The 14393-nt window shown below is 66.4% G+C and carries 16 protein-coding genes; 6 read left to right on the top strand and 10 right to left on the bottom strand.

Going from position 1 to position 14393, the window contains the following annotated elements:
- The coding region (locus ABZW74_RS16595) for a lysoplasmalogenase family protein (RefSeq protein ID WP_355277640.1) at positions 1–543 on the top strand (543 nt) is incomplete at its 5' end.
- A gap of 4 nt (positions 544–547) precedes the next feature.
- Here the strand turns inward: ABZW74_RS16595 and ABZW74_RS16590 are convergent.
- Both ABZW74_RS16590 and ABZW74_RS16585 read right to left on the bottom strand, forming a co-directional pair.
- On the bottom strand, positions 548–2050 hold the full coding sequence (locus ABZW74_RS16590; protein ID WP_355277638.1) for a sugar porter family MFS transporter: 1503 nt from the start codon (positions 2048–2050) through the stop codon (positions 548–550).
- 140 nt (positions 2051–2190) lie between these two features.
- Positions 2191–2709 (bottom strand): hypothetical protein, encoded by a 519-nt coding sequence (locus ABZW74_RS16585; protein ID WP_240859100.1) that lies wholly within the window; start codon positions 2707–2709, stop codon positions 2191–2193.
- Positions 2710–2821: 112 nt separating this feature from the next.
- Between ABZW74_RS16585 and ABZW74_RS16580 the strand changes: the two genes are divergently transcribed.
- Both ABZW74_RS16580 and ABZW74_RS16575 read left to right on the top strand, forming a co-directional pair.
- Positions 2822–3397, top strand: a complete 576-nt coding sequence (locus ABZW74_RS16580; protein ID WP_240859098.1) for an HhH-GPD-type base excision DNA repair protein — start codon at positions 2822–2824, stop codon at positions 3395–3397.
- A gap of 77 nt (positions 3398–3474) precedes the next feature.
- On the top strand, positions 3475–4422 hold the full coding sequence (locus ABZW74_RS16575) for a hypothetical protein (RefSeq protein WP_240859096.1): 948 nt from the start codon (positions 3475–3477) through the stop codon (positions 4420–4422).
- 74 nt (positions 4423–4496) lie between these two features.
- Here ABZW74_RS16575 and ABZW74_RS16570 read toward each other — a convergent pair whose 3' ends face one another.
- Genes ABZW74_RS16570 through ABZW74_RS16540 form a run of 7 tightly spaced genes read right to left on the bottom strand, consistent with a single transcriptional unit; the run spans position 4497 to position 8625 of the window.
- Positions 4497–5846 carry a WS/DGAT domain-containing protein gene (locus ABZW74_RS16570; RefSeq protein WP_355277633.1) on the bottom strand — a complete coding sequence of 450 codons (1350 nt, stop codon included), beginning with the start codon at positions 5844–5846 and terminating at the stop codon, positions 4497–4499.
- Between the two features lie 25 nt (positions 5847–5871).
- Positions 5872–6429, bottom strand: a complete 558-nt coding sequence (locus tag ABZW74_RS16565; RefSeq protein ID WP_355277630.1) for a hypothetical protein — start codon at positions 6427–6429, stop codon at positions 5872–5874.
- Complete coding sequence (locus tag ABZW74_RS16560) at positions 6426–7034, bottom strand: DUF6286 domain-containing protein (RefSeq protein ID WP_240859091.1); 609 nt, start codon at positions 7032–7034, stop codon at positions 6426–6428. The genes ABZW74_RS16565 and ABZW74_RS16560 overlap by 4 nt, the downstream gene beginning before the upstream one ends.
- Entirely contained in the window at positions 7024–7542 is a 519-nt protein-coding gene (locus tag ABZW74_RS16555; protein WP_355277628.1) for an Asp23/Gls24 family envelope stress response protein, read from the bottom strand. The genes ABZW74_RS16560 and ABZW74_RS16555 overlap by 11 nt, the downstream gene beginning before the upstream one ends.
- Positions 7535–7717 (bottom strand): DUF2273 domain-containing protein, encoded by a 183-nt coding sequence (locus tag ABZW74_RS16550; RefSeq protein ID WP_240859085.1) that lies wholly within the window; start codon positions 7715–7717, stop codon positions 7535–7537. The genes ABZW74_RS16555 and ABZW74_RS16550 overlap by 8 nt, the downstream gene beginning before the upstream one ends.
- 6 nt (positions 7718–7723) lie before the next feature.
- Positions 7724–8107, bottom strand: a complete 384-nt coding sequence (locus ABZW74_RS16545; RefSeq protein WP_240859083.1) for a hypothetical protein — start codon at positions 8105–8107, stop codon at positions 7724–7726.
- Entirely contained in the window at positions 8104–8625 is a 522-nt protein-coding gene (locus ABZW74_RS16540) for an Asp23/Gls24 family envelope stress response protein (protein ID WP_240859081.1), read from the bottom strand. The genes ABZW74_RS16545 and ABZW74_RS16540 overlap by 4 nt, the downstream gene beginning before the upstream one ends.
- A gap of 116 nt (positions 8626–8741) precedes the next feature.
- Here ABZW74_RS16540 and ABZW74_RS16535 point away from each other — a divergent pair, with 116 nt between their 5' ends.
- Entirely contained in the window at positions 8742–9347 is a 606-nt protein-coding gene (locus tag ABZW74_RS16535) for a sigma-70 family RNA polymerase sigma factor (RefSeq protein WP_355277624.1), read from the top strand.
- Positions 9337–9804 (top strand): hypothetical protein, encoded by a 468-nt coding sequence (locus ABZW74_RS16530; RefSeq protein WP_240859077.1) that lies wholly within the window; start codon positions 9337–9339, stop codon positions 9802–9804. The genes ABZW74_RS16535 and ABZW74_RS16530 overlap by 11 nt, the downstream gene beginning before the upstream one ends.
- A 31-nt stretch (positions 9805–9835) precedes the next feature.
- Here the strand turns inward: ABZW74_RS16530 and ABZW74_RS16525 are convergent, their stop codons facing one another.
- Positions 9836–11068 carry an acyl-CoA dehydrogenase family protein gene (locus ABZW74_RS16525; RefSeq protein WP_355277621.1) on the bottom strand — a complete coding sequence of 411 codons (1233 nt, stop codon included), beginning with the start codon at positions 11066–11068 and terminating at the stop codon, positions 9836–9838.
- A gap of 225 nt (positions 11069–11293) precedes the next feature.
- Between ABZW74_RS16525 and ABZW74_RS16520 the strand changes: the two genes are divergently transcribed.
- Complete coding sequence (locus ABZW74_RS16520) at positions 11294–13744, top strand: acetyl-CoA acetyltransferase (protein WP_355277619.1); 2451 nt, start codon at positions 11294–11296, stop codon at positions 13742–13744.
- Positions 13745–14393: the final 649 nt, after the last annotated feature.

Here is a 14393-nt window from a genome sequence, read left to right as displayed (position 1 = left end):
GTCGCCGCCGGGTATCGACGCCGCACACCCCTGGACACCGCGCTGCTCACCGCGATCGTGGCGGCGTCGGCGGCGGGCGACCGTCTGATGCTGCTCGAGGAGTTCGAGACCGACCAGGATGCCAAGGACCGATATCTGCGCTGGGGCGCAAGCGTTTTCGGGGCAGCACAGTTGAGCTATGCCGCGGCGATGCTCCGCGCCGGGGCGCGACCCACGGCACGCCTGCTGGCGCCTCGGCTGGCCATCCTGACCGAGTCGGCGGTGGTCATGGCAGTTCATCGGCCGCGCCTGTTGACCGTCCTCGGGCCCTATGGTCAAAGCTTGGCGTTGATGTCGGCGTTGGCTGCCGATGTCAAGAATCCGCAACCACGCATGCGTATCGGCGGGTGGTTGTTCCTGGCGTCGGATCTGACGATCCTCAATCGTCGTCACCTGATCACGGATCAGCGCGTGCGCACGGCCGCCGAAGTCTGGGTTCTGGCAACCTATTTCGCGGCGCAAGCGTTGCTGGTGAGCGGTCTCGACAAGCTTTCGCGCGACTAGCCGATCAGGTGGCGGGACGAGGCACGGCCGCCGACAGCCGGTCGGCGACACCGTCCATCTCTTCGAGTTCCATCCCCTTGGTCTCCTGAACCCTGCGCAACACGAAGAAAAACGACGCGGCCGAACAGAAGGCGAAGAATCCGTATACCACGCCCAATCCCAGGTGCTCCGATGCCGGCGGGAACAGCATGGAGATGGTGAAGTTGGCGATCCAGTTGACCGCGGTGCAGACACCAAGGGCAACGCCGCGAATGCGGTTGGGGAACATCTCGCCGAGCATCACCCACATCACCGGGCCCCACGTCGCGGCGAAGAACACGACGAACAGGTTGGCTCCGATGAGTGCAACGATGCCCCACGGATCGTCAAGGGTCAGACACTCTTTGGTGGTGTTGCCGGCCTCGCACATCACGTCACCGACGCTGCCCGATTGCTTGTAGGTGGCCTGCGTGAACGCGATACAGGCCATCAGCAGCCCGACGAACATGCCCACCGATCCGGCGAGCAGGAGTTTCTTGCGTCCGATGCGGTCGACGAACAGGATCGCCACAAAGGTCATCGCGACGTTGATGATCGCGGTGATGACCGAGGTCTGGAAGGATGCGCTTTCGCTGAATCCCACGGACTGCCACAGCGTGGTCGAATAGTAGAAGATCGCGTTGATGCCGACGAACTGCTGGAAGATGGCCAACCAGATGCCGATCCACACCAGTGGGTGAAGTCCGAAGGAATGGCCGCGGATGTCGGTGATCGAGGCCTTCGACTCCCGCCGAACGGTCAGTTTGATCTGCTTGACCCGTTCGAGCGGATGCGGTTCACCGGTCACCTCCTGCAGGATCCGCGCGGCCTCCTCGTCGCGGTTGCGACCGACGAGGTAGCGCGGCGACTCCGGAATCGTCAGTGCCAGTAAGCCGTACACCAGCGCCGGGATCACGCCGACGAGGAACATCCACCGCCACGCCTCGAGCCCGAACCACAACTCGTTGGAGGCCGAGCCCGCAGCGTCGGCCAGCAGGGCGTCGGACAACAACGCCGCGAAGATGCCGAGAGTGATGGCAAGCTGCTGCATGGATGCCAGGGCTCCGCGGAAACGCGCGGGCGCGATTTCCGAGATGTAAGCGGGCGCGATCACGGACGCGATACCGATACCGATACCGCCCATCACGCGCCACAGGAGCAGATCCCACACCGTCACGGTGAAGCAGGTACCGATCGCGGAGATCACGAAAAGGACTGCGCCGAGCAGCATTACACGTTTGCGTCCCCACACGTCGGCAAGCCGTCCCGCGAACCACGCGCCGACTGCACATCCGAGCAACGCGACAGCAACCGCGAAGCCGGTGAAGAAGCTGTTCAGGCCGAAGGTGTCCTCGATGGAATCGACCGCTCCGTTGACGACGGAACTGTCGAAGCCGAACAGGAAGCCACCGACGGCCGCGGCGACGCTGACCCCGATGACCTTTGCCGTGCGCTGTTCGGCAACCTCGCGCTGATGAGATTCAGACATGGCGTCGACCTCGCCGTTCGCAGTCCGGGCCTCTCCACGACCGGAGGGGCGCAACAAACCCAGGCTACCCATACGCGGTGCGAACAAACCGGAGATCGGGGCCGCGCGTTTCGGCGACGTGACTCCGCGTCGGCACAACCTCAGGCGGTGGCGCGACCGCTGCAGGTGGACTTCTTGGGGTTGACCATCGGAACAAAGGCCATCGCACCGATCGTCTGGTGGATCGTGAACGCCACCGGACCCGAACCGGGGTGAAGATCTGCTTGCCACCGCACCGACGGTGCGCGGCCGGGCACCGTCACCGAACCCGTGCGACCGGACTGCAGGTTTCGCCAGGTCACCTTGACCACGGCCGTGTACTCCAACGCTTGCGGACGGGTGAGGCTGTAGCCGATGAGCGAGATCGCAGGACCAGGCAGACCGTCTGCCGGGAACCGGATCTGGTTGTACACGTCGACGCGCACCGGCAGCGGGCCCAGCGGCCAGGGGTTCGCGCTACCGCACTTCAGTGTCGTGACGAAATTGGGCTCGGTGTATTCCGGGATCGCACTCGCCGAACCGACCCCGATCGTCGAGGTCAGGGCGACGAAAAGCCCGATCACCACCGCCACAGCCGACTTTCGTCGCCCACCGCGCATCTTCTCCACCCCGTTGATCATGCGGTCAGTCTAGAAGGGCGATCGGCCATCCACGGCGAATTGGGGCAGACGACCCGGTTGGCGTCGGCGATGCGCCCTGCCGCGATACACGCGGTTCTGCCAGACTCGAAGCATGGCCAAATTGCAGATTGCCCAGGACGAGAAGTCCGACGAACTGCTGTCGAGCGATCCGTTCGCGCTGCTGACCGGAATGTTGCTGGACCAGCAGTTTCCGATGGAACGAGCCTTCGCTGGTCCCGCGAAGATCCGGGAGCGGTTCGGCACCATGGATCCGGTCGCGATCGCCGACGCCGACCCCGAGGCGTTCGCCGACCTGTGCGCCACCCCGCCGGCAATCCACCGCTACGGACGGTCGATGGCCGGACGTGTCCAGGCGCTCGCGCGCGTCGTCGTCGACGAGTACGACGGCGACACGTCCCGGATCTGGACCGAGGCGAAAACCGGCGCCGACCTGCTGGCACGCGTCAACGCACTGCCTGGATTCGGCGAACAGAAGGCGAAGATCTTCACCGCGTTGCTGGCCAAGCAGCTCGGCGTCGCTCCACCGGGGTGGACCAAGGTCGTCGGCGATTACGGCAAGAAGGGCTATCGGTCGGTGGCCGATGTGACCGACCCAGAGTCGCTGCAAAAGGTCCGTGACTTCAAGAAGGCCGCGAAGGCCCGGGCCAAGGCGGCCGCAGATGGTTGACCACAGAGAGCTGACGACAGACCGCTGACACCCCAAGTACTCGCAGATGACCATCGCAAGCCACTAGGGTCGGGTTCATGAACCCGAACCAGCCGGACAACACTCCGGTCCGCGCTGCCCCCGACGCCGGGCGTGCAGTCGTCGAAGTGCCGTTCCGTCTGGGTTTCGCGATCACGGGCGTGGTGCTCACCGCAGCCGAATCCGCGGTGACCATCGCCCGCATCACCGCGAACAGCGTGCAGCACGAGGTCAGCCAAGCGATCGGCATGGAGGGCGACGAGCTGGGGAGTGCTCGGACGCCGCTTGCGCTGTTGAGTCAGCTGGCCGAACTCCTCGGCCCCGACCGTCCCTTCGGACGAATCCTGGCCACCGGTGGACCGCTCGAGCGTCTACTCAATCCCAACGGGGTGATCGATCGTCTGACCGCCAAAGATGGCCTGCTCGAGAAGCTGACCGAAACCGGGGGGCTGCTGGATCAGATGGCCGAGGACGGCGGCATCCTGGTCCGGCTCACCGCCAAGGACGGGCCGCTGGATCGGCTCACCCGCCAAGGCGGTGTGGTCGATCAGTTCACCGAGAACGAGGGCATCCTTGAACGACTGACCTCCGAGGGTGGGATCGTCGACAAGCTGACAGCCCCCGACGGTGTGCTGGAGAAGGTGACCGCACCGGGCGGCGTTCTCGACCGGCTCGCCGACGACGGCGGCCTGCTCGACCAGCTCGTCGGCGAAGGCGGAGCCGTGGAGCGGGCGATCGCACCCGGCGGCCCGCTGGATCGGATCACCGAACTCACCGAGGTGATAGGTCAGCTCGCACCCACCCTGCTCGCCATGCAGGAAACCGTCCACGAGCTCGGCGACACCGTCGACCTGCTCAACCAAACAGTCGCGCCGCTCGGCGGCCTCGCCGACCGCCTGCCCAAACGCCTCACCCGCACAAAGGGTTCGGGAACTCCCGGCGGGTCCGGCGGCACCGGCAACGGCGACAGCCCACCCAGCGACCGGAACGGGTACCCGCGCTCCTGAAATGCGCGCCGACCCCTCCCGATGGCTGGTGCGAGGAACGCAGGTATAAGCCCTGGTGAGACAACAATGCTGCCTCACCGGTGGTCGCGAACCGCACCCCGCCCGACTGCACCGATCGCAGCGGTGAGCAACCCGACGTAGCGATCGACGTCGGGCATCACCTCGGGTGAGGTGGTGACCGAGATCGCCACCGCGTCACCGAGTCCGTGCACGCCGTGCGTGAGTCCCTGGGCCGGCGACAGCGCGGGGAATCCGGTGCTGAACAGCACCCGGCCATGTCCGAGGATCAGGTCGTCGGGGCCACGATCAACCGATGACACCACGGTGACTCCGGTGACCGACGCGGGCGGTCTGGTGATGTCGAATTGCCTGACGCCCCAATGTGTCAGCGCTGCCGGTGTCGATTCCGACGCTCGGCGCGCCGCGGCACGCGCCGGAGTCATACTCGCCCGCCTGGCCGCGGCCACCGCATCGGCAATAAGCCGGGACCGCTCGGCGACATCGCCTACGTCGACACGCAAGTCGATCCCGACGTTCCGAAAATTGTTTCGCGCGTGCGCATCTCCAGAACCGCCAACCGTGAGTTCGACGCCGAGAGCGCCCTCGGATTCACCCAGGTACGCCGGCAACGCCACGGAGATCGCGGTGAGTGCCGCCACCGTGACGCTCAATGGTGCTGCGCCAATTGAGTCTCTTGGCCCCGTGAGCTTTTCCCGGTCGACCACGATCACTCGCATGCTGCGATCCGCGCCGGATGGACGGTTGAGTGCGGTCGGGACAAAGCCGCCGCCTCCGATGACGGATGGCTCGTCCGACGCCAATCGGTAGGCGTGCATGCCTCGCCAGAACATTTCGGTGACCTGCATGGGTATCCGCGCGAGACCCAGGACCGACGCTCCGATCCTGCGCACTTCGCCGCCCGACGACCCGGTCTGGCTCATTCGAGCATCATGATCGGCCGGTGACGCGAGCAACTGTCGAGCGATCTGCGAGGTCACCCGGCCGTCGCCGAGCGCGTGTGCGATCTGTAGCACCACGACCACACCGGCCGAATCCGAACGCGGGACACCAACGAGCGGACCGAACAGATGCAGTCGCCATGGCGCATCCGTGGCCGTCACCTGGTCGGCGATCAGTTCGCCGAGGCGCGCGAGACATTCGGGCCACGTCCGGACCTGCTCGTGCACCCGGATCTGTGTTCGGTCGGCCGTCGCAGCGATCCAGTACGGACGGTCGACCGTGCCCGGCAGGTCCATGATGCACAGATTGAGGTCCGGAATCCGCGACGCCCGCGCGTACAGTTGGTCGGCGAGGGCGGTCATCGAAAGTCCGGTCTCGGCAAAGCAATACACCAGGAACTGATCATTCGGGATGGCCGCCGAGATCCAATACGACATCGCATCGGCGAATGCCAGTCGCTGCATGCGCGTCACGCTATCCCATTGATGCTCAGTGCCGCGGCTGCTCCAAATGCACAAGCGCCTGCACATGGAGGTCCGACCCGTCCACTGCGGCCCGGATGTCCTCGACGGCGTCGCCGACCACCCCCGCGATTTCGTCGTAGGAGCGCGTCGGACGTGCGCTGACGACCAGTCGGATCATCTTGCGCGACCGGTCATCTGTCGCACGAACCGTCACCGTGTCGAACATCGGGTGCCTTGCGAGATCGTCGGCCACCGCGGACGCGATGAGTTTGGGCGCGACGACAAGGCTTCCGCTGCTGCCGCTGCCGTCGAGAATCAGATCGTCGACCTTTCCGGGCCGGATCATCGAGGTGACCAGACGCCATCCCCACACGACGGCGATCACTGCGATTGCCACCAGCACCCACGGCCAGGCGTTCGTCTCGCTGAACGAGAGTGGTGCGCCCGGATCGATCTCTTCGATCCATCCGGCAACCGGTTCCACACCGGTGCGCCAACAGATCGCACCGACCCCGACCGCCAGGCAAGCCAGGCCGACGATGCCGACCGTGATGCGATGCCACACAGCAGGTATGCGATTCATGCGTCCTCACCTCCACGGCGGACGAGCCGCACCTTTGATGTCATATGCGGCTCCACCCCGTCGAGCACTGCGTCGACGACGCGCGCGATCTCGGCCCGATCGACAGTGTTGCCGTGTGTGGTGACCGTGACCTTGGCGCGACGCCGTCCAACCACCGTCGTGGCGTTCTCGACACCCGGAAGATCACCGACCACCGCGCTGCACCGACGCGCGACATCGCCGCGCCGAGTCCACAGAACCTCGTATCCGACCAGCGATATGTGTGTACGCCGACGCGGTTTGACCGCGACCCACAGCATCCACAGACCGACGACCACGAGCGCGATCGCGGCCGGCCACATCCACTCCCACCATTCGATGTCGGCAAGCCATTGCGCCGCGCTGTGCAGCCACCCCGCGCCGTCGAGCCAACCGAGATAGACGAGCAGATCTCGGACCGCAACCACCGCGAGTCCGATGAGCGCGATTCCGGCGAACAGTCCGACCATCGCCGCGCCCGGTGTCGCGGCGGGCACGAAGACCTTGCCCGCACCGATGTCTGCCGTCTTGGCAACGGCAGGTTTGGGGTGGCTCGGGGTCGGTGAAACCCCTGTGTCACTGGTCATCTGCGTGCCCCTGGGTGTCGTCGGGGTCGTCAGGTGGCGACGGAAGGTCGACGAACCCGGATTTGTTCTGGCTGGAAGACTCTCGCGAGACGATCTGCGCCACCGTCACATCCACGCGCGACGGTCGAATCCCGGTGAGCCGGGCCAACTCGTCCGCGACGTGCGCGCGAACCTCGACACACACGTCGGTGATCGCGCACGGCCACCTCAGCGCCACCGTCACCGACACCCGAGGCGCCGACTCCGACATGTCGTCGACCCGCGCATGCGGGTAATCGGCGCCGACAATCGCCCGTCCCGGGCCGCTGCCGGACAGCAGCGACCCGACCACCCCCTGGTATTCGATCACCCCGTCGACCGCGAGAGCCGCTCGCACCGCGATCTTCTCGCCCACCCGGTTCGCGATGACGAGTGCGCCACGGGGATCGTCCACGGCCGGCGCCGTCAAGGCATCCGACGCGGGATTCACGTCGTCGACGCACCGCTCGACGGTCACCGATTCAGCCACGGTTGCGGCTCCGCAGGAGCGCTCCGAGATCGACCACGCCGTCGCGCTGCAGTCCCAGCGTCAGCCCGACCGCCCCGAGAAGCACCGCGAGCACAAAGCCGCCGAAGCCGCCCGTGGTGGCGGCAATGGCGAGGAGCAGACCTGCGAACAAGCCCAATGTTGCGTTGTTGATCATCGACTTTCACCTTCGCGCCTCTGGTGCTGCGGACAGACTGTTGCCCGCATCGTCCATGGAGTTGTCTGGAGTGGAGTTGTCTGGAGTGGAGTTATCCGGGGTGGAGATGTCTTCGACGGTGACGTTCAGCGGATATCCGACGATCTGTTCACCGGCCGCGCGGGCGGCGGCCGCGACCGTCCGAAGGTCGTGGTCGATGTCGACCACGATGTGTACCTCACCGGAGTCGTCACCGAGCGCCACCCCGCTGACCCGACCGCCGGGCAGGTAGGTGGCGACCTCACCGAAGAGCCCGGCGTGCAGCCCGGTCACGCCCGGCACGTCGCGCACCGCGTCCGCGACGCGCTGCGCCGCGGAACCCGCCGCCGCATCGGTCTCGTCGGTGATCACTGGACTCGGGGTGTTTCCGAACCACTGTCGTCGTCACCGAAACTGATGTCGTGGACGGTGACGTTCACCTCGGTGACCTCCAGGCCCGTCATCTGCTCGATGGCACTGATGACGTTGCGCCGGATCGCGGCGGCGAGTCGATGGATGGCGACGCCGTAGTCGGCGACGATCGAGACATCGACGGCGGCTTGCCTTTCCCCCACCTCGACGTTGATGCCCTGCGTTGTGCTCACCGACGTTCCTGGGAGCACATCGCGCACCTTCCCCACCACCCGTTCGGTGGCGCCACCGACATCGTGGACGCCATCGATCTCGCGGGTCGCGATGCCAGCGATCTTGGCGACCACCGTGTCGGCGATCGAGGTTCTTCCCCGGTCACCGGCAGCGGCCTCGTCACGACGGGCAAGTGCGAGCCCCTTGCCCGCGCCCTTCTCCCCCGATGGGGTCGGTGTGGCGGCGGATCCCTCGTCGGTGCCATCGGTGGCAGTTGCCTCGACGTGTGCTGAGCGGTCGGACACCTCAACCCCTTCGTTCGACGTTTTGCGCTTGTATAAAGTCAGTCGTAGTGAAGACGAAAAGCGCACGACCAAATTCGCGTGATCTAGATCACACCGAAGTGCTGATTCTGTCGGACATGAGCGACGACGAACTTGCCGGCGCAGCGTCCGTCGGCGATTCCGAGGCGTTCGGCATCCTGGTGACGCGGATGTCGCCCGGCCTGCTCCGGTATCTGCGTCGCATGGTCAGTGATCCACAACTGGCCGAGGATCTGGCGCAGGAGACCCTGCTTGCAGCATGGAAAGGGCTACCGGACTTCGAGTTTCGCAGTTCGTTCCGGACCTGGATGTTCGGTATCGCGCACCGCAAGACGGTGGACCATCGTCGACGCCGACACGAAGTCCCCACCGACGACGAGCAGTTCGTCGATCTGGCCGCGACCGAACCACTGCCCGCCGACGAAGTCGAGCGGTTGACTCTGATCGAGGCACTCCGCGCCGAGTTGCCCAACCTGCCGGCCACGTCCCGCGCGGCCTGGTGGCTTCGCGAGGTCGAGGGACTCAGCACCACCGAGATTGCCAAGGTGCTGCAACTCAGCAACGGTTCGGTCCGCGGGCATTTGCAGAGGAGTCGCAAGTTCCTGTCCACGCGGCTTGCTCCATGGAAACCACCGCGCGGATCGCCCGGCACGATCAACCATGCAAACACCGACGATCCGAAGGGAGGACACGATGAGCAGTGACATCTATGTCGACGCCGACAACGACGACACCGACGCCTGGCTCGTCGAGGCCGGCCGTCAGATCGACGAACCACAGAGCGACATCGCTCGTCTGATCGCGTCCATCTCCTCCGGACTCGGCCGGACCCTGCGACCTGCACGCACTCTTGCCACCGACGACGCGGCCATCGCGGTGAGCGACCGAGTTGTCAAGCAGCTCATCGCGATCCGTGTTCGACGTGCGCTCGGTCGACTGGTGGTGTTCGCGTCGGTCGATGGCGAAGGCGTCGCGGTGACCGGGGTCCGGATCGGACTGATCGCCCGCTACGGGGACGATTTGCCGACGTTGTCCGACGAGGTACGCGACGTGGTCGACGGCGTCTTGGCCGACACCATCGGAGACGAGCTCAGCGCGCACGCTCGTCGCAATGTGACCGTCCGGTGGCAGGACGTCTACACGCGGGAGTGGCTGACCTGACCAGCGCGGGTGCCACCAAGAATGCTTGCGCTCACCGCTTGCCGGCGCTCCAGGCGTACGGGAGGTCGGAGCCGTTGAGGACGTGGTCGCCGACCGACTGCAGCTTGTAGATCAACGGGTTGTGCGCAGAGATGGTGCGCGCATTGCGCCAGTGCCGGTCGAATCGCAGCCGCTCTGAGGTGATCGATGCGCCACCGACCTCGAACAGCTGGGTCACCGCGTCGAGAACAAGCGGAATGACGACACTCTGCGCCCGCGCGACGTCGAACTCCACCCGATCGAGAAGCGCGGTGTCCTCGCCGCCCGCGTCCAGCAGCACGTCGAGTTGGCCGGCGATGTCGAGCACCAGGGTGCGGGCCGCGTAGGCAGCGCCTGCCGCGCGTCCGATCACCTGCTGGACGAGCGGATCCTCACGAGGCAGATCCGCCGGAGCGTGGGTGAAGGTTCTGGTGCGGTTGCGCACCCACTCGGCGACGTCGTCGGTGGCGCGCTGCGCGATGCCGGCGAGCACCGCGAGCTGGACGAGCTGCAGGTACGACGTCGCATAGGTGCGACCCGCCCCACCGTAGCCCGGCCCCAGAACCCGATCATCGGACACTGCAACGGCATTGAACTCGGTAGTGCCACTTGCCGTCAGACGCTGACCGAAGCCGTCCCAGTCGTCGTGCTGGGTCACGCCCTCGGCATTCGCGTCGACAAGGACCGACACCCGCTCGCCATCCTTGTCCGCAGCCACCAGAATGTAGTCGGAGTACAGGCTCCCGGTGCTGTAATACTTTGTGCCGCTGAGCTTCCAGCGCGCACCGTCGGGGGTGAGGGCGGTCTGGTAGCGGTCGATCGCGCCGATTCCCGGTTCGGTGATGGCATTGCCCACCAGCTTGCCGTCGGCCACGGCCCGCAGCCACTGCTCGCGTTCGTCGCCGGCCTCGGCGAGCAGCTGGTCCTCGACAAAGGACCAGTGCACTCGAAGCGCCTGCGGCAGATTGGATTCCGCCGCCGCCAGGTCGATGAGCAGCCGGAACAGCTGCCGGACGGACGCACCGTACCCGCCGAACTCCGTGGGCACCCGTAGCGCACCGAACTTGGCCTCGCGCAGCCAGCCGGCCTCGGTGTAGGCGAGCGCACGATCGTCCTCGCGCTGCACCGCGCCGTCGGCAATCCGGGCGAAGATCGGCCCAAAGATCGCGTCGAGTTCCGCGTCGGAATGGCCGGCGCGAGTTTGCGGGTCGACGGATTGCTCGGAGTTGGGGACGGTCGCGGTCACCGGGTGTCCTTTCGGCTGCTGTCAGGTCGCCGGTCAGTTTCTACCGGCAGCCAAGGCGCAGCCACGTTTGCAACCGGACTGATCGCAACCGGGCCTCCTGACGGGCGGGTGGATGTCGTCGCGATCCCCGACACCAGGTAGAACGTAGGGAACAGCATTCGACACTGTGCCGATGCCGACTGTCATCGTCGCCGGGTGTCGCCGTTCGACGCAGGAAGGCAACCCATGGCGATCACTGCCGCGCCGAATCCCCCCAACCCCAACTCCCCCGACCTCGAGTCCCCGGAGCTCGATTCCCTGGACCCGCACACCCCGGTCATCGTCGGGGTCGGGCAGGCTGCCGAGCGGCTGACGGACCCCGGTTACGAGGCGCTGGGCGAGGCCGACCTCGCGTCGCGTGCGGTGAACGTCGCGATCGCCGACACCAACGCCGACAGTGTCGCGATCACGCAGGCCGTCGACACGGTGGTCGCCGTCCGGTCGTTCGAGATCTCGAGTCCCCTGTCCAGGTCGCCGCTCGGACGGCCAGACAACATGCCCCGGGCGGTGGCCGGACGCGTCGGGATCGATCCCCGGCGTGCCATCCAGTCGGTCACCGGAGGTCAGACACCGCAGGCGCTGGTCACCGAACTGGCGGCAGAGATCGCCGGGGGCCGCTCGTCGGGCGCGGTGCTCTTCGGTTCCGAGGTGATGTCGACCGTGCGCGACCTGATGACACGTCCCGAGTCCGACCGTCCGAATTTCACCGAGCAGGTCGGTGGGCAACTCGAGGACCGTGGCTTCGGCATTCGGGGCATGACCAGCCTCACCGAGGCACGCCACGGAATGACCGCCCCGGTCAATCAGTACGCGCTCCTGGAGAACGCTCGCCGACATCGCACCGGGCTCAACCGAGAGGCCTACGCGCAGGAGATGGGCGCTCTGTTCGCGCCGATGACGCGGGTGGCCGCGGCCAACCCGTTCGCAGCACGGCCGACCGAGCAGACGGCCGACGAACTCGTGACGGTCGACGAGTCCAACCGCAAGGTCGCCGAACCCTTCACCCGACTCCTCGTCGCCCGCGACCAGGTCAATCAGGCGGCCGCGGTCATCGTCATGTCGGTGGCCGCCGCGCGCGCAGCCGGCATCGATCCGGCTCGTTGGGTGTTCTTGCACGGACATGCCGAACTGCGGGAGCAGACACTCATGGCGCGGCCCGATCTGAGCGTCGCACCGGCCGCCGCCGCGGCGCTCGATCACGCTCTCGACGTCGCCGGAATCACGCTCGACGACGCGGCACACCTCGACATCTACAGCTGCTTTCCGATCGCCGTGTTCAACATCTGCGACGCCTTCGGCCTGCGGGCCGACGATCCGCGCGGCCTGACCGTCACCGGCGGACTCCCCTACTTCGGCGGCCCGGGCAACAACTATTCGATGCACGCGATCGCCGAGATCGTCGGACGCGTGCGGCGCGCACCGGGCGACTACGGCGTCGTCGTCGCCAACGGCGGCATCCTCAGCAAACACGCTGTCGGCATCTACTCCACCACTCCGGCCACGTGGCGCACCGACGACAGCACGGCGATCCAGGAGCGCCTGGACTCCGCGCCACGTGTCGCACGGTGCGACGACGCCGACGGTGCCGCGACGGTCGAAACCTTCACCGTGATCCATCACAAGGGCGGTCGGCGCACCGCAATCGAGATCGGCAGACTGGACGACGAGACGACCGATGCGCCCGGCCCGCGGTTCGTGGCGAACACCGATCCCGACGACACCGAGTTGCTCGACATCCTCGATGCGCGTGATCCGATCGGTATGCCGGTGGTGGTGCGGTCGACGACGGATGGCAACCGCGTGTACGCAAGCGCCGAGTCGCTGCGGCGACTCCACCCGCCGACCACGCCCGGATTTCGGGATTCCTACGAGCACATCGAGATTCGACGTGATGGCCACCTCCTCGAGGTGACGATCAACCGGCCTGAGGCACGCAACGCGCTGCATCCGGCCGCGAATGCCGAACTCGACTCGGTGTTCGACGCCTACTTCGCCGACCCCGAACTCTGGGTGGCCATCCTGACCGGCAAGGGCGACAAGGCTTTTTCCGCGGGCAACGATCTGGCGGCCACCGCGAGCGGTGCGGTGTTCTCGGTACCGAAGAACGGCTTCGCGGGTCTCACCTCCCGTCCCAGCCTGCCCAAACCGGTGATCGCGGCGGTCAACGGCTTCGCCCTCGGCGGTGGATGCGAGATCGCACTCGCCTGCCACATCATCGTGGCCGACGAGGACGCGACGTTCGGGTTGCCCGAGGTGCGCGTCGGACTCGCGGCGGCGGCCGGTGGACTGGTTCGGCTCCCACGCGCGGTCGGGCCCGCACTGGCCCGCGACATGATCCTCACCGGACGTCGGCTGTCGGCGAGCGAGGCGGCCGCGGCCGGCCTGGTGAGCCGAATCGCGCCGAGCGGCAAGGTACTCGAAACCGCGCGCGGCGTCGCCGAGGAGATCCTCGCCGGCTCACCGGTGTCGGTGCGGGCATCGCTGGAGACCATGGAGGAGACGTCGGCCATCGCCGACACGATCGCCGCAGTCGGTGCGAGCACCACCGTTCTCGACACCCTCATCAGCAGCAGCGACACCATCGAAGGCATCACCGCCTTCGTGATGAAGCGGCCGCCGAAGTGGTCGGGTCACTGATCCGAAGATCGGTGTGCCGGTCGTCCAGCTCATCGGTCTGCTGGTGATCTGGCTCGCGTCGGACAAGCCCGAAATCGTCTGTGCCGTCTACCTTGTCGCGAGCACTGCCTTCGGCCTCCTGACCTGAGGAAATCTGTACCTGGGAGCCCAGTCAGATGCACAGTGCACGTGGTCGGGCTGGGGCGTACAGATATCCGACGGGGTGGGCAGTGCGCTCCCCGCGGTATGACCGGGTCGCCCCGGGAGTTGGCGACCGAAACGGTCGCCGTGAGGTGTCTCCGAGGGCAATCCTCCCTTGGTGGCACCTCAGGAGGACCGTTCTGGACGGCTTGGCTCTTCCCGCACCCGCGATCGCCGACGCAGGCGGCGGGCGGTCCGCTGATCCGAAGAGTTCGGTGACCACAGCGCTGAACTGGGCAAATACGATAGTGCCGTGCCCACGAAAGTTAGGGGAAGAACTTCTTCCCCGGGGTTCGTAGTCGTCCGCGCGAATTTTCTGGGGGAGGACTCCAAGGGTAGGGGACGAGTTTTCTTCCCCTACTTTTGTGGGCGCACGTGCCTGGCGTCGCCTTCGGCGGAACGCGACGACCGACAGCCGGTGACTGAGATCGGGCCCGTCAGCGTCCGCTTCCGGGATATACCCGGAGGA

The sequence above is a fragment of the Gordonia sp. NPDC003585 genome (assembly GCF_040610755.1).
In the GTDB taxonomy this organism is placed as follows: domain Bacteria; phylum Actinomycetota; class Actinomycetes; order Mycobacteriales; family Mycobacteriaceae; genus Gordonia.
The sequence above is the reverse complement of the archived record's forward strand: the minus strand, read 5'-3'. Positions and strand labels throughout refer to the sequence as shown.